12 protein-coding genes are annotated in these 16,123 nt (G+C 45.7%); 6 read left to right on the top strand and 6 right to left on the bottom strand.

Annotation, left to right across the window (positions count from 1 at the left end; all coding sequences use genetic code 11):
• Positions 1 to 8 precede the first annotated feature (8 nt).
• The 4 genes from QUA04_RS29925 (at position 9) to QUA04_RS09250 (ending at position 6,351) form a co-directional block, all read left to right on the top strand.
• Positions 9 to 248: a DUF6888 family protein gene (locus QUA04_RS29925; protein ID WP_445242305.1), complete on the top strand. Its 240-nt coding sequence runs from the start codon at positions 9 to 11 to the stop codon at positions 246 to 248.
• Positions 235 to 720: a DUF6887 family protein gene (locus QUA04_RS09260; RefSeq protein ID WP_333255896.1), complete on the top strand. Its 486-nt coding sequence runs from the start codon at positions 235 to 237 to the stop codon at positions 718 to 720. The genes QUA04_RS29925 and QUA04_RS09260 overlap by 14 nt, the downstream gene beginning before the upstream one ends.
• 75 nt (positions 721 to 795) lie before the next feature.
• Positions 796 to 4,923: an ATP-binding protein gene (locus tag QUA04_RS09255; RefSeq protein ID WP_333255894.1), complete on the top strand. Its 4,128-nt coding sequence runs from the start codon at positions 796 to 798 to the stop codon at positions 4,921 to 4,923.
• Between the two features lie 105 nt (positions 4,924 to 5,028).
• Positions 5,029 to 6,351, top strand: coding sequence for a response regulator (locus tag QUA04_RS09250; protein WP_333255892.1), 1,323 nt, complete (start codon positions 5,029 to 5,031; stop codon positions 6,349 to 6,351).
• Between the two features lie 486 nt (positions 6,352 to 6,837).
• Here the strand turns inward: QUA04_RS09250 and QUA04_RS09245 are convergent, their stop codons facing one another.
• Both QUA04_RS09245 and QUA04_RS09240 read right to left on the bottom strand, forming a co-directional pair.
• Complete coding sequence (locus QUA04_RS09245; RefSeq protein WP_333159532.1) at positions 6,838 to 7,377, bottom strand: GIY-YIG nuclease family protein; 540 nt, start codon at positions 7,375 to 7,377, stop codon at positions 6,838 to 6,840.
• Positions 7,378 to 7,443: 66 nt separating this feature from the next.
• Positions 7,444 to 7,770, bottom strand: a complete 327-nt coding sequence (locus QUA04_RS09240; RefSeq protein ID WP_333255890.1) for a hypothetical protein — start codon at positions 7,768 to 7,770, stop codon at positions 7,444 to 7,446.
• A gap of 229 nt (positions 7,771 to 7,999) precedes the next feature.
• Between QUA04_RS09240 and QUA04_RS09235 the strand changes: the two genes are divergently transcribed.
• Positions 8,000 to 8,800 (top strand): hypothetical protein, encoded by an 801-nt coding sequence (locus QUA04_RS09235; RefSeq protein WP_333255888.1) that lies wholly within the window; start codon positions 8,000 to 8,002, stop codon positions 8,798 to 8,800.
• Positions 8,801 to 8,892: 92 nt separating this feature from the next.
• Here the strand turns inward: QUA04_RS09235 and QUA04_RS09230 are convergent, their stop codons facing one another.
• Both QUA04_RS09230 and QUA04_RS09225 read right to left on the bottom strand, forming a co-directional pair.
• Complete coding sequence (locus tag QUA04_RS09230; protein WP_333255886.1) at positions 8,893 to 9,756, bottom strand: sulfite exporter TauE/SafE family protein; 864 nt, start codon at positions 9,754 to 9,756, stop codon at positions 8,893 to 8,895.
• 94 nt (positions 9,757 to 9,850) lie between these two features.
• The gene (locus QUA04_RS09225; protein WP_333255981.1) at positions 9,851 to 10,693 is read right to left on the bottom strand and encodes a pentapeptide repeat-containing protein; all 843 of its coding nucleotides are present in this window, start codon (positions 10,691 to 10,693) and stop codon (positions 9,851 to 9,853) included.
• A 419-nt stretch (positions 10,694 to 11,112) separates the two neighbouring features.
• On the opposite strand from QUA04_RS09225, the gene ilvD reads away from it, so the two are divergent.
• Complete coding sequence (ilvD, locus tag QUA04_RS09220; protein WP_333255884.1) at positions 11,113 to 12,798, top strand: dihydroxy-acid dehydratase; 1,686 nt, start codon at positions 11,113 to 11,115, stop codon at positions 12,796 to 12,798.
• A gap of 117 nt (positions 12,799 to 12,915) precedes the next feature.
• On the opposite strand, the gene QUA04_RS09215 is transcribed toward ilvD, so the two are convergent.
• Positions 12,916 to 13,446 (bottom strand): hypothetical protein, encoded by a 531-nt coding sequence (locus QUA04_RS09215; RefSeq protein ID WP_333255882.1) that lies wholly within the window; start codon positions 13,444 to 13,446, stop codon positions 12,916 to 12,918.
• 254 nt (positions 13,447 to 13,700) lie between these two features.
• Positions 13,701 to 15,632 carry an ATP-binding protein gene (locus QUA04_RS09210; RefSeq protein WP_333255880.1) on the bottom strand — a complete coding sequence of 644 codons (1,932 nt, stop codon included), beginning with the start codon at positions 15,630 to 15,632 and terminating at the stop codon, positions 13,701 to 13,703.
• Between the last annotated feature and the right edge of the window lie 491 nt (positions 15,633 to 16,123).

The following is a 16,123-nucleotide window of genomic DNA, read 5'->3' as shown; positions in this document are numbered from 1 at the left end:
TAAAATCGATTGACTGCTGTATACTAAACAACAAAGAGTGGGAGAGTGAAGGAGCAAAGATTATTCCTACAGCAGCGCAGTTACTCAAATGCTTTGTAGTTTGCTACGAGTTAACAAATATGTATCAGCATATCTACATAATGCGGCTCGATGAACGCACAAATAACGTCTACATTTTGGCTGGTGAAACTATTGAAATAGAGATTTATCCTAACGGGCAATGGAGATACTCTGATGAACCGACCTAATTTTCAAACTATGAGCAGAAAGGAATTGCGAGCTTACGTACTTGCTCACCGAGAAGATAATGAGGCTTTCTATGCTTTTGTCGATCGGCTGCATGAATCTGTAGCCGTCACAGAGGCAGCAGTGGTTAAATGGTTGCACTTCCAGCACCCGAATCAAACTATTAATAAACTTCCCGAAAGCGACTCTAGCTTGATTTTGACAGATTCAGAGGGAAATCAAACAGAAGTTAAAATTCAAAATATGGGCAGTTCTCTGCCAACCAATAAGCCATTTATAGAGCTTTTAATTAACGACATGATTGCCGAGAAACACAAAGAAAATAGAAAAATTATCACAGTTTTTGTAAGTAAAAATGAATCAAATGCCAAACAGCTAGAAACAGAACTGACAGAAGCAAATTTTGACAGCAGGGCCCAATCTTCGCGGGTAGTTGGCTATATTGAACCCGGAGGAACATTTCAGAGCCTGTAGGGTTCGCCAATTGCCGGGGGTAAAGGCAGACTATAGCAGTTAAAATTCGATTACCAGCGCAATTCCCTCACACCCATGCCCCTTTATCCCCTCAACCGCCTAACCGCCAAATTTTTCAGCAAGCTGCCGCTGCGAACGGTTCTGATTGTTCCGTTTGTTTTGCAAACAGTCAGCGTCGTCGGGCTAGTGGGCTATCTTTCTTTCAAAAGTGGTCAGGAATCAGTCGAAGATGTAGCCCATCAATTAATCGAACAAGTAGGAGAACGGATTAGCGATCGCCTCACAGATAATAATGGGCTCTCGGCAATCAATACCTTTCTGGCTAGGCTACACTTCTCGGCTTCAGGACAAACTTTTATTATGGATCGATCGGGCAATCTGATTGCCACATCTACACTAGAAACACCCTTGGTGACGCCCGCAACAAAGCAACCGACGCCATTGCTAGCCACTAACAGCAAGGATGCCCGAACACGAGATATTGCTCGACAAATCGCCAACGGATTTGGCAACTTCCGCACGCTGCAAACAACCCAGCGATTTACCTTGGTGAGCAAGGGCGATAGGCAGTTTGTCCGCGTCACTCCCTATCGAGATGTCCGTGGCTTGGATTGGTTGATTGTGGTGGTGGTGCCAGAGTCTGATTTCATGGCTCGCATTCAAGCAAATACGCGCAACACATTGTGGTTATTGATCGGTACACTGCCGCTGGCGATCGCGATCGGATTTTTGACTTCCCGCTGGGTAACAAAGCCAATTATGCGTTTGAATACGGCAGCCAAAAATGTTGCCACAGGAAAATGGGATAAACCTTTAGAAATTAAACACTGGGATGAAGTCGGAGAACTCACCAATTCCTTCAATTTTATGGCAGCGCAACTGCAACAGGCTTTTGCAGACCAAAAATCTTTAAATGAAGCTTTAGCGCAAAGAGAGAGCCAACTCAAGCAATTTATCGAAGCCATACCTGCGGGAGTATCTATCCACGATGCCTCGGGTAAAGTCGTGTACTTCAACGAAACTGCCAAGCATTGGCTCGGCGTAGCAACTATTCCGGATTCGACTTTAGAAGAAGCCGTAGAAGTTTATCAAATCTACCGCCAAAACCAGCCGTATCCCACTGAAGAGCTGCCCGCATTCCGAGCACTGCGTGGCGAAACGGTATTCCTTGAAGATTTAGAACTTTATCGAGATGGGAAATTTATTCCTTTTGAGGTGCGCGCCACACCAATTTTTGACGAAGGCGGAAACATTATTTATGCCATCAATGTTTTTTATAACATCGCACAGCGCAAACAAGCTGAAAAAATATTAACTGACTACAATCGCACTTTAGCAGCCGAAGTTGCAGAACGTAGCTACGCCTTAGCTCGTGCTAACGAACTATTACAATATGAAATTGCCGATCGCAAATTGCTCGAACAAAAACTTTACACTTCTACTGAGCAATTTGTGAAAATATTTGAGTCGATTACAGATATTGTATTGATTTTTGATGTCCAAGAAGAAACCATCCAAATTATACCCACTAAGGGAATTTTTCAATACAACTATCACACGAATCAGATCGACTCCATCATCGAACAATTTTTTGATGATGAAAGCGAGGAGATTTATTTCGCTCAAGTTCGACAGGCATTGGAAGCTCAACAAACTATTAGTTTTGATTACAGTCTGCAGATTAATAACCAAGAAGTTTGGTTTGCTGCTAAAATTTCGCCGCTGTCGGATAGCTCTGCGGTTTGGGTAGCGCGCGACATTAGCGATCGCCAGTTGGCGGAAGCCCGACTGCTGGAAGCCCAAAAAATTGCCCGTATTGGCAGTTGGGAACACGATATCGGCACAGCAACAACCACTTGGAGTCAAGAACTCTATCGCATTTATGAGCTCGATCCTACTCAAAAACCGCTGCCAACCGAACAATTAATCGAGCGTTTTCATCCAGAAGATCGATCGCGCTATCTGGCAATGGTGCGCGAGCAAGCTATGTCGGGGCAAAGCTTTGAAATTGATCTGCGGCTGATCCGAAGAGATGGCTCGCTCAGTTACATAGAAGTTCGAGGGAAACCCGTTTATGATGAAAAAGGGCAGTTGAGCCGTTTGTTCGGCACTGTTTTGGATATTAGCGATCGCAAACAATCCGAGTCAGCTTTGCGAGAAAGCGCCCAGGGAGAACAAGCCATCGCCCGATCGATCGAGCGCATCCGTCAATCCTTAGATATTGACACAATATTCAAAACCACAACCTCTGAACTGCGACAAACCCTAAAATGCGATCGTGTCGGTATCTATCGCTTTAATCCTGATTGGAGTGGGGAATTTGTTGCCGAATCAATGGCTGCCGGCTGGATATCTCTGATGCAACCTGACGATTTTAATGTACCAAACACTCTTGTCGAAGACTCTCACTGTACCGTGAAAACTATGCAAGCCTCCGGTAAACCCGTGCTGGATACCTATCTACAAAAAAATCAAGGTGGTATGTATGCTAGAGGCGTTCCTTACCGCATAATTGAAGACATATACAACGCTGGGTTGAGTCCTTGTTACCTAGAACTTTTAAAACAATTTCAAGCTAGAGCCTACGTTATTTTCCCCATATTTTGCGGCAGTCAGCTTTGGGGTTTGCTCGCCAGCTATCAAAATTCTGCACCCCGCACTTGGCGCGAAGCAGAAATCAATATTGGGCTGCAAATTAGCACTCAACTGGGAGTTGCCTTACAACAAGCTCAATTGCTCGAAGCCACTCAACAGCAAGCAGTACAGCTTCAACAAGCCGCCTGGGCCGCAGAAGCCGCCAACCTTGCCAAAAGCACTTTCCTGGCAAATATGAGCCACGAACTCCGCACCCCGCTAAACGCAATTCTGGGATTCTCCCAATTGATGCAGCGCTCTACCAACCTCACTCGCGAACAACAGGAAAATATCCGCATTATCAACCGCAGCGGAGAACACTTGCTAGCTCTGATAAATCAAATATTAGATTTAGCCAAAATAGAGGCGGGACGCATTACCATCAACGCAACAAACTTCCAATTAAGCAGCCTGTTGAACGATATGGAAGAGATGTTTCAACTCCAGGCAATGGAGCAACAATTGCAGTTAATATTTGACTGCTCTAGTGAAACTCCCGAATACGTGCAAACAGATCAAATGAAGTTGCGCCAAGTCTTAATTAATCTCCTTTCTAACGCTATTAAGTTTACGAAAAAAGGAGTAATCAGGTTAAGAGTAAGTGCGTTTAGAGATAATAAAAATCAGCACTTACCACTCAGTAATTACCAATTACATTTTGAAATAGAAGACACAGGTGCCGGCATAGCTGCTGATGAGTTAGATAAGCTTTTTCAAGCCTTTGTGCAAACCAAAACAGGAACCAAATCTCAGCAAGGAACAGGCTTGGGGCTGGCTATCAGCCAACAGTTTGTCAAGTTGATGGGCGGCGTGATTACTGTACGCAGTGAAATTGGGCGCGGCACCACCTTCGCGTTTGATATCCCCGTCAGCGCCGTTGATACCCCGGCGACTCAACCCGTAAAGCCACCGCGTCGGGTGATAGCGCTGGAACGCAACCAGCCACGCTATCGTATTTTGATTGTGGACGATCGATCGGACAACCGCCAACTGCTGATCAAACTCCTCGCTGCCTTTAACTTTGAACTCCAAGAAGCCACCAACGGCATAGAAGCTATTGAAAAGTGGTCGAGTTTTGAGCCACACTTAATTTTTATGGATATGTGGATGCCCGTGATGGATGGACATGAAGCGACCAAACGCATTAAAGCCACCGTTAAAGGTCAAGCTACGGCAATTATTGCCGTGAGTGCCAGTAACGCCGACGAAGCGCAAAGCGTTACTGTATCAGATGATTGCGATGACTTTATCCACAAACCCTTTCGAGATACAGAAATTTTTGCCACCCTGCACAAACATCTGGGAGTGCGTTACATTTACGATGAACCGGAGAGTGTTCCCGAGTCAACTCAAATCGAGGCTCCGACTCCAGAGACTCTGGCAGCTTTACCCGCAGATTGGCTGGCAGCTTTAGAGAAAGCCACAATTGAGTGCGATTTAGAGTTAATTCTGAGCCAAATTGAGCAAATTCGCGATCGCAATGACGCTTTAGCTAGCGCTTTAGCCGCATTTGCTAACCAGTTTCAGTTCAATCAAATACTAGCTCTCATCCATCCCGAACCAAAATAATAAGGATATGAGATAGGTTTGTAGTGGGTAGGATCGTCCTCATAAAACCCCATCGGGCGATCGTACTCACTACAAACCTATAAAGGTTATTTTACCGAACTAGATATGAATTACGAACCAGCTCCCGTCTTAAAAGGGAATATTTTAATTGTTGATGATATTCCGGCTAATTTGCAACTTTTAGCTCAAATACTCTCCCAGCAAGGGTACAAAACACGCACCGCACCCGACGGCAAACTAGCGCTGCGGTCGATCGAGTTAACTCCTCCTGACTTGATTTTGCTCGACATCATGATGCCTGGTATGGACGGCTACAAAGTCTGCCAAGCATTGAAAGCTTCTCCCACAACCAAGGACATTCCCGTTATTTTTATCAGTGCTTTAAATGAAGTATTAGATAAAGTCAAAGCCTTTGAAGTTGGTGGTATTGATTATATCACAAAACCGTTTCACGAACAAGAAGTTCTCGCCCGCGTCTCAAATCAACTCGTGCAGCGCCAGTTGTTCCAGCAAACACAATCCTACGCCAAGCAACTCGAACAAACCGTAACTGAACTAAAGAAAACTCAAGCTCAGTTAATACAGAAGGAAAAAATGGCTTCTTTAGGTCAGCTAGCGGCAGGAATTGCTCACGAAATCAACAATCCCGTCAGCTTTATCTACGGTAACATTGCTCTAGCGGCGGACTATGCACGAGATTTGCTTCGCCTCGTCGAATTATACCGACATTACTACCCCCACCCCGTTGCAGAAATTATCGGCAAATTGAACGAGATTCAACCCGAATTCATCGCAGAGGACTATCCAAAACTGCTGCATTCGATGACAGAGGGTGCTTCTCGGATTAGTGAAATTGTGATGTCTTTGCGGAAATTCACCCGCCTTGGCGAACAAAAGTACAAGCCAGTCGATATTCATGAAGGCATTGACAATACTTTAGTTATTTTGCAGCACCGGCTGAAGGGAGCAAACAAAGCTGGTGAGATAGAGGTCATTAAACACTACAGCCCACTGCCAAGAGTCACCTGTTACGCCAGTGAGTTAAATCAGGTGTTCATGAACCTGTTAACTAATGCTATTGATGCCCTGGAAACTCAACCGTCTCCCCGAAAAATTACCATCAGCACTTCAGTAAGTTGTGAGTCAGAATCGACCCTGCACAATCAAGATGCAAAATTAGCCCCTCACCACTATAAATCCGTTGTTATTCACATTGCCGATAACGGTTGTGGGATGAGTGAGGAAGTACGCCACCAGATATTTGACCCATTTTTTACTACGAAGCCTGTAGGTCGCGGTATTGGATTAGGGTTGGCAATCAGTCACGATATTGTAGTGGAAAAACATCGAGGTCAAATCAGTTGTATTTCTGCTCCGGGCCTAGGAACCAAGTTAATTGTGCAGATTCCGATATCTGTTAAATTTTAATAAATTTCAACCTTTTAAAATTTAACCGACCCACCGGATATATCAGATAGATTGTACGCGAGCATCTGTAGGGAAACGGCAATGCAGTTTCCGGCGTGGGGATTATGGAGACGGCATTACCGTTTCCGGCGCGGAAATTATGGACAGGGCAAGGGCTATTGGTGTCCACTTAAGGTAAAACCGATAGTCCGTCAGTCCGTCAGTAAGGGGTTGAAACCCCTGCCTCAAAGCCAAAGTCCTCTAAAAGAGGACTAATAAATTATTCAGTCCTCTTTTAGAGGACTTTGGCTATTAGACAGGGAATTCATTCCCTGGCGGACTTCCGGGTGAGCGGGATAACTGGCGGACTAAAAGCTTAAGTTGAGACCAATGGGCACGGCGCCGTCTTGAAAGCGGTGGGTAATATTAATTCCCATGCTACCGGATTTGAGAGGAGTTCTCATTACAAACAGGGGCTGATTGTGGGGAATTGACCAGAGAGCGTCTTTACTTTAAATCCAGCAATCCGCTAGTTTTCAGCTTGGGATTAAACCGGATTTCTTCAGTTACGCCGCGAGCTTTCAGCAGCGCGAAAATTTCATTTTCCACGCGCCGCGCAACATTTTTCAACAATTTATCTTTGGCAATTTCATCGGCGAAGATACCTTCATAATTTGCCGTTTCTTGGGCAGTCATTACAGTTTTGGTGTCGATGGGATCGTTCCACTTGGCAGCATCGGCACCGTTACCTTGGGGTTGGGAACCGTTTTCGGCAATCCAACTTTCTCTAATGCTTTCTAGGATGGTGCGGCTGGGCTTGTCAATAGTTTGGACTTTCAGCCAGTAGCAATATTGGGTTTGGCGTACCAAATGCTGTTTGAGGCTGAGGTAAATGTCGCGAGAATAGCCGACAAATTGCAGGACTTTCTCGCTGTCAAAAATCGCGTAAACGCCGATTTTTCCCTGGACAAAATCGGGCAATTTCCCCTCGGAGTCTATGTATGGAATGAATTCTAAGCTGGCGAGAGATTGAATGTCTTCTGTCATCCGATTTTAGATTTTAGATTTTAGATTTTAGATTTTAGATTAAACCACAGATTAACCAGCCTTTAGCTAGCTCTTGAAAACTCGATAAATTGCACAGAGGCGGCTGGGTTTAAATATTTTGGCTTGGAACATGAAATTAGGCGGGACGTTTACGATCGCAAAATCGCTCGATTCATGATACTTTTCAAATTCAGCAGGCATTCCCTTCGGCGTCTCGCTGCTGTAAGGGACGGGCTGAAAAAGTAACTCGGCAAACTCAATGCGCGAGCATTGCAATTGTACCGCTACTTGTTGGAGAAAGTTTTCACCGGTTAACAAACCGAACAGTGCAGTTTTAGCCTCTGGTTCGAGGACAAAACTGCTATCGTAGCTTTCAATAATCTTAAGACCCATTTTCTGTATACTCCTGACAGACGGCGGTGAACACTTATTGGTTAACTGTTGAGCGATCGACTTAATCCTGAATTTTACCTGAGATTGACCGTTTTGAAGGCAGAAGGTATTCGGCACGAGGTCAATAAAAATACCACAATCAGGAAATTTTGACAAATAGGCCTGATTTATTTGCCGATCGCTTTTATCATGTCCGTATCGCCATCTATCCGACTACGACTAAAAGGCTATGCAGAAGATTGAAAAAGCATCATTCCCAGCTTTGAGAAGCGCCCCGAACCAGCCGGACTGGCTAGAATTGGCAGAATACGCCTCTGTTGCTGGTTCAGCGATGGGCACGATTGCTGCTGTATTGTCGGGCCAAATTCTCTACGCTGCCGCCCCCTTAACCGCAGCACTATCGCTGAATCTCGCCAATCGCCAGCGTTTCGAGCAGCAAATGCAACAAAAGGCAAATTCTGCGATTACGGACGTACAGGCCGCAGTAGAACGTCGATCGCAGCAAGTTCAGATACTACCTGGAGAACCTGCGGAACTCTACACCGCTGTCTCCGACTTGCAGCAGAAACTCCTCGGCTTGGAATCCGGCGTCATCGCCGAGGTACAAGCTGCCGTAGCCTCCCTCGAACGCCAAGCCCAGGCGCTGCCGGCAGATTCTCAGGATTTCAACACGCAACTGTCCGATTTGCAGCAAAAACTCCGCATTTTGGAAAATAGCGCCCTCAGAGAGCATGATTGGGAAAATGTCAACGTCCGATTTTTATTGATGGGCGAACAGTTGACTGAAGTTAAAACTATTACGGCTCAGTTACAGGAGCGATCGAACGAAGTAGACTTCGATACAATCCAAGGTTCTCTGAAGCAATTGCAGGATTTGCTCGATCGACCCACAATAGACACAGGGATGCTGCAAACCGAGATTCAGCATTTGCAGCAGCAAGTTTCCGAATTGCAGAGACAAAATCAAGAAATTGTCAAGCCTTATTTGCAGCGTCTGACTCGCGCCGTGAAAAAACTATCAGCAAATTAGTCTTAGTTATTAGTTTTTCGTAGGGTGCTGCGCGGGAACCTTCCGGATTTTTTCGTAGGGTGCGCCGGGCCGCGCACCTTACCAATTACCAATTACCCGTGACTAAATTTTTGCCAAGCTTGCCAGAAAACATAAATCGATAACACTGCCAAGAGCGATCGAAAAGCTAAACTAACAATACGATCGGGCAATCTCGGCAAAAACCGCGTACTCACCTGCGCGCCCAACAAACCGCCGCCGCCAAGAATTAACCCCACAACCCACAAAACATTCCCGCGCGCCGCGTGTCCCGCCGTCGCCGAAATTGCCGTGATGACGATGACGCCCAAGCTGGTTTGAATTGCGGTTTTAATGCTTTCTCCTAACAGCAAAATTTGCAGGGGAACCATAATTACGCCGCCGCCTACGCCGAACAAACCCGCTAATAAACCCGCCGCACTGCCAGTAGCAATTTTAGCAAAAGTTGGATGGAATAAAATATTTGAATTATTGGGTAATTCCTGATTGGTAATTGGTAATTGAGCATTTTCTCCTTGTCCCGCTTGTCCTCCCAGTTCCCCTTGTTCTAGTTCCGCTTTCTTCTTAGCTGTCAGGTGCTTGCGAACTTCAATCAAATAAATATTCAGCCACAGCAACAGCCCAAAAGAAAGTAACAGCAAGTAAGGCGGAAATTTCCCCGCCAAATAAGCACCGATTTGTGCGGTGATGACGGCTGGAAATCCGATGCCTGCGACTTGGCTCAAGCTGAGGTAGCCCATGCGCCAATTCTGGATGCTGCCAGAAATAGCTGTAATGACGATCGACAAACCGCTAGTAGCAACCGCTTTCACCGGAGCGTAATTGAGAGCTACCAACAAAGGCACGAGAACCGTACCGCCACCGATACCCAAAAATCCAGCTAGAATCCCGGCAAAAATTCCGGCCGCACCCAACATCAATAATTCACTGATACTCATTAGTCATTAGTCAGTAGTTAAGAGTCAGTAGTTAACAGTCAGTAGTTAACAGTCAACAGTCAACAGTCAACAGTTAACAGTCAACAATCAAATTTTAAGAATCATTAGTTGTGCCGTCCGGCATAATTGCCCGCCTCAAATCTGCATCGCGGAAGTTAGTTCGATTGAGATTAGCATCAATCAAAACCGCTTCCACCAAAACAGCCCCGCTAAAATTAGACCAGCACAGCTTTGCCCGGTACAAATTAGCACCGCTCAAATTAGCTCTTGCCAGCGTTGACCAACTCACATTAGCAACTCTCAAATTAGCATTGCTCAGATTAGCGTCGGTGAGATTAGCTCCAACCATCGTTACTTGGCGCAAGTCTGCACCAGCCAAGTTGGCCCCGCTCACCATCGCCCCGCTGAGAATTGCCTGAGTCAGATTAGCTCTTTCTAAAAGCGACTCGCTGAGGATGGCATTTGTCAGGTTTACCGCTTTGAGAGTTGACCAACTCAAATTTGCCTTCATTAAATTAATGCGAATCATGCTAGCGTCGGTTAAGTTGGCCGCAAACAAATTCGCTTCGGTAAAGTTGGCTTCGGTCAAATTAGCTTCCGTCAAATTAGCCTTGGTCATGTTGACTTCTCTGGCCATTGAGCCGCGCAGGTTGGCTCCCATCAGGTTAGCCCCGCTGAGATTGGCGCGACTCAAATCGGTACCGATGAGATTTGCTTCGCTGAGGTTGGCTTCCGTCAAGTCCACCCCTGCCAATTTCACCTCGCGCAAGTTTGCTCCCGTCAGGTTAGCGCCCTTGAGGTTTGCGTCTTGGAAATTCGCTCTGGTAAAATTAGCCTCGCTGAGGTTTACCCCTTTTAAGTCGGCCCCGGCGAGGTTAATTTCTCGAAAAATTCTTTCTCCGGCCGCATATTGCCTCAGAATTCGATCGGCCTCCATGTCATTCGCCTCGCAATTTTTTGTAAACGTTAGAGTGATGGGTGTTACCACATCATCCCAGATAACTACGGTATTCACTCTGCACGCTGTACTATCTGTAGAATCTTTGCACTGCTTTACGGACACTGCTGTGCCACTGCCTCCTAAAAGGTCTGACAAATATCAAAGCTTCTGAGAAAATCAACAATAGGGTAAAACTCTCGGCGCTCGGCACTGAGTCAGTCGATTTTAGATTTTAGATTTTAGATTTGCTCCACAGATTCATCTGGGAGCCGGAACTTTGGTCTAAAATTATGGGCTCACCACGACGATTATCGGAAACTTGTATTCGTTTTTGGGCGAGCTGGCAGTTGACAACTGACAACTGTCAACTGTCAACTGTCAACTGTCAACTGTCAACAGAGAAAGGAAATTTTAAAATGCCTGAAAATTTGAGAAGCCAAGCTGTGACTGGAGGCGTGCAGCGCGCGCCCAACCGGGCAATGCTGCGGGCAGTCGGTTTTGGTGACGGCGATTTCACTAAGCCGATTGTGGGGATTGCCAACGGGTACAGCACGATTACGCCCTGCAATATGGGATTGAACGACCTCGCTTTGCGGGCTATTGCGGGTGCAAAGGAAGCTGGGGCGATGCCACAGATGTTCGGTACGATTACTATCAGCGACGGGATCTCGATGGGAACTGAAGGGATGAAATATTCTCTGGTGTCGAGAGATGTAATTGCTGATTCCATCGAAACTGTTTGCAACGGCCAAAGTATGGACGGGTTGCTGGCTGTCGGCGGTTGCGATAAAAATATGCCGGGGGCGATGATTGCGATCGCCCGCATGAACATTCCTGCTATTTTTGTTTACGGCGGCACGATCAAACCAGGACACCACAACGGACGGGATTTAACCGTCGTCAGCGTTTTTGAAGCAGTCGGTCAATTCAGCGCCGCCAAAATTGACGAAACAGAACTCAATGCAGTGGAACATAAAGCTTGTCCGGGTGCGGGTTCTTGTGGCGGAATGTACACGGCAAATACGATGTCGAGCGCTTTTGAAGTGATGGGCATGAGTTTGCCTTATTCTTCGACAATGGCTGCTGAGGATGCCGAAAAAGCTGACAGCGCTGCCGAATCTGCAAAAGTTGTGGTGGAAGCTGTCCGCAAACAGTTGTTACCGAGCCAAATTTTGACGCGCAAGGCGTTTGAAAATGCGATCGCGGTAATCATGGCAATCGGCGGTTCAACCAACGCTGTGCTGCATTTATTAGCCATTTCCAATGCGATCGGCGTTGAGTTGTCCCTCGACGATTTTGAAACTATTCGAGCAAAAGTACCAGTGCTGTGCGACCTCAAACCAAGCGGCAAATACGTAGCAACCGATTTGCACAAAGCCGGTGGCATTCCTCAAGTAATGAAAATGCTGCTAGAACAGGGTTTACTGCACGGCGACGCGCTGACAATTACCGGCCAAACTGTTGCTGAAGTGTTGGCAGATATTCCAGCCGAACCCCGCACCGACCAAGATGTCATCCGCCCTTGGAACAACCCGCTTTATGCCCAAGGACATTTAGCAATTCTCAGGGGAAATCTGGCAACAGAAGGAGCCGTTGCTAAAATTACTGGCGTTAAAAAACCGCAAATTACCGGCCCGGCGCGGGTATTTGAATCTGAAGAAGATTGTTTGGATGCAATTTTAGCGGGCAAAATTCAAGCCGGAGATGTGATTATCATCCGCTACGAAGGACCCAAAGGCGGGCCGGGAATGCGCGAAATGTTAGCACCAACTTCGGCAATTATTGGCGCAGGTTTGGGCGATTCTGTAGGGTTAATTACTGACGGTCGCTTCTCTGGCGGAACTTACGGCATGGTTGTCGGTCACGTTGCACCAGAAGCGCAAGTAGGAGGCACAATTGCTCTGGTAAAAGAGGGCGATTCAATTACGATTGATGCTCAAAATCGCTTGTTGCAGCTCAATGTTTCTGATGCAGAATTGGAGCAGCGGCGGGCTCTTTGGCAGCCTCCTAAACCTCGCTATACTAAGGGGGTTTTGGCTAAATATGCTAAGTTGGTTTCTTCTAGCAGTGTTGGTGCTGTGACTGATTTGGGTTTGGGTTAAAGTGGGAATTTTTTTAACTGCAGATGAAGCCAGATAAACGCAGAGGAACGCAGATAAACTCCTATCTGCGTTCCTCTGTGTCCATTCGCTGATATCTGCGGTTAAAAAAATCCCAAATTAACTGCGCTGATTCAAAAAGCGGCCTGCCATCGACATGGCGTCAGTAATATCTACGTCGCCGTCTCCATCTGCATCTAAAAATGTATTCAAAACAGGATTGCTGCCCTGGGCTGGATTTTGGGCGTTGCCGCCGGTTTGTAGCAAATTCAGTATGAGCGGCACCAAAACAGGTATCATCGCTTGCACTGTCGCGTTATTTAAACCGGTTCTTTGGGCGATATCGGCCACTATTTGCGTGAGTTGCCCTGCTCCGAACAAACTCTGTACCGCTTGGGGACTGGGATTTGTGCCGCTAAATTGGTTGACAATTTGTTGAGCTTGTGCGTCTCCCGACTGCGATCGCACGTCTTGCAATGCCGATCGCACGTATCCGCCCAAAACCGACATTGCTAGCTGAGTCGTGCCTGTATTGACCCCTTGGTTGCCGCTCAACTGCTCTACCGCACCGAGAATGTTGCCCAACTGATTGGGACTTGCTTGTTGGTTGGGATTGTCGATCGCGCTCAAAATTTGGTCAAATAGTCCCATAATTTTCGCTCCGTACAGGGATTGCTCAACTTTAAATTATACCAAATCCTGTTTTTCAAGATTACTGAAAATACTTTTGATTTGGGTATTATCACTCATTGAGTGGGAGAGCGACAGCCAATCAGTAAGCAATCTCATACAATTTAGATTGTAGATTTTAGATTTTAGAGTTGGAATAAATTAGGACATCAGAGTTTAGATCGCGGGCTGAGAGTGGTCTTATTTTTTGAAACTGCTATAAAAAGTGATAATTTTTAATTTTTTACAGTTTCTCTATCCTCGGACTTGGCTGGTGCGTTACCGTTGTAGAGGGAATTCTCTTCGCGAGCCATTGGAGGTTTTACCTGCGTATTTTGCATCAAATCCTCATGCTTAATCGGCAGGGCGATCGAAAATTCCGTCCCCATTCCCACCTCCGACCAAAAGTTAATCGTCCCCCCGTGTTTCTTAACGATAATTTCGCGACCAATTGCCAATCCCAAACCAGTACCTACACCTCTCGGTTTAGTAGTAAAGAATGTTTCAAACATTTTTTCTTGACTCTCTGGCGCTATTCCCATACCGTTATCAGAAATTCGCACTACCACTGAGTCGTCGTCCAAGTATTCTGTAGCAATCACAATTCTCGGGGAAAAACTCGGTGCTTCTTGTTTGCTTGAGTCCGAAGCCGATTGTTTTTTCGCCTCCTCAGAGCTGGCTTTTTCAATTTGTGCTTTCTCTTCCACAGCATCTAGTGCATTGTTCAGAAGATTCACAAATACCTGGTAAAGCAAACCCATATAGCCTTCAACAGTCGGAATATTCCCGTAATGTCGCACCACTTCAATGCCCTGTTTGATGCGGCTGTTGAGAATCAGCAAACTGCTGTCTATGCAGGCGTGTAAATCGACGGGATGAGGGGCTGCCTCATCGAGGCGAGAAAAATCTTTCAAACTTAAGATAATAGCTTTGGCTCTTTCCGCGCCTACTTGCATCGAGTCAAATATTTTGATCAAATCTTCTTTGAGAAAATCGATGTCTATTTCTTCGCCTTTCGCCAGCACTGCGGCAGGGGGGTTGGCAATTTCTGTTTCGTAAGTTTTGAGCAAATCTAAAATATCTTCAACATAATTTCTGGCTGGGTCGATATTGGCATAAATAAAATTTATTGGGTTGTTAACTTCGTGAGCAACACCGGCTAACATCCGCCCCAAAGTTGCCATTTTCTCATTTTGAAGTATCTGGCTTTGTTGTTCAGATTTCAATTCTTCTAGCAACTGATTTACTTTCTGAATCAGTTGATTCAGCGAAGCTGCTAATACTCCCACTTCATCGGTGCTGGTAACTGGTACTTGCAACTGAAAATTAGATTCTTCAGTCACTCGCTGAGCGATTTTAGTTACAGCAGCGAGGGGTTTGGCGATCGCCCGACTGGTGAAGCCCGCCAGCACTGCTGCAACCACGATCGACAGTGCCATGCTACCCAAAATTATTTGTACCCGCAGCGCCTGCGCTCGCAGCAGATCCTCCCGCCCTGCATTTTCTTGCTCTTGGGCGCGATCGATAATTTCTGCTATATCATTGACCGCCCTATCGAGTTCCAACCCTATTTTATCCCGATCTAAATTCGACAACAACTTACTTTTTACACGTTGTTGAGCGGCGTTATTTGGCAATTTACTGAGTTTTTTATTAAGTATTTCTAATCGTGAAAGATAATTAGACAATAGCGAATCGCAAGTTTTTTTAAATTTTTCTATGCCTTCTATCTCTTCCATGTATTTAGAATTTTTGACTTCAGATAGCAAAACCTTCAAATTGTAAATATTATTTTGTAGCTGTTGGTATTTGGTGTCAAAAATTTGGGGCTTTTCGACCCAGTTAATCAGCCCCTCTTGGGTGTTTTGCGTTCGCAGTAAAGCCACCTGCAACTTATTTAAAAGCTGACTTCCTCGATCAATGTGTACTTGATTATTAGTTCTGCGATAGTAATGATTGCCCGCCAACATCCCGACAGTCGTTCCCCCAATCGCAACACAAAGAGCCAGTGCGTACCCACGGCAGATTTTGTCGTGAATACTGAGGTTGCCGAAGGAACGGGCTATGTGAGCGAAATAATGGGGCTTTGGTGGCTGGGTCTCTTTGATGTTATGCTCGCAAGAGGTAGAGAGGTCTTGTGAAGGCTGATTCAGATGTTTGAGCTGCATAGATGCTAACCTGTGAATAATTCACGCACTGACAATTCAGTCTAACTTGACTCGCGGCTGATTGGAGTGTACCGCATCGATAGTTAATTTGATAATTTTTGTAAATTAGGACGCTCTTACCTGGCGTAATAAACCCGGTTTCTCGTTTCTACTTTCGGAGCTTCCAGCAGGCACTGGTGTTAAAAAACCGGGTTTCTGTTAATATAGCGCCCATATATTGAGTTGCCTCAGTAGAAACATTCTCTGTATTCTGTTGTTTTTTAACAGAGTTCGTTTTTTTCACGCCGACTTACTTAAACTCTATTTGATTGGTGACATAGTTTCAGATCATCGGTTGTCTTCCCTTTATTTTAATTTCCTAGTTTATCAAGAATAATTATAAAAACTTATCGTCCGGCTAGTTTTTGTAGAATAAGCAGGGTAAGCTCATCTAATTTAGTATAAATTGTACTTGACAAAAAGACAAATATAAAAAATGTGGTATTTACGTA

Source organism: Microcoleus sp. S13_C5, from assembly GCF_036700845.1.
GTDB lineage: Bacteria > Cyanobacteriota > Cyanobacteriia > Cyanobacteriales > Microcoleaceae > Microcoleus.
Note: the sequence above shows the minus strand (reverse complement) of the source record. Positions and strands in the feature narration are given on the sequence as shown.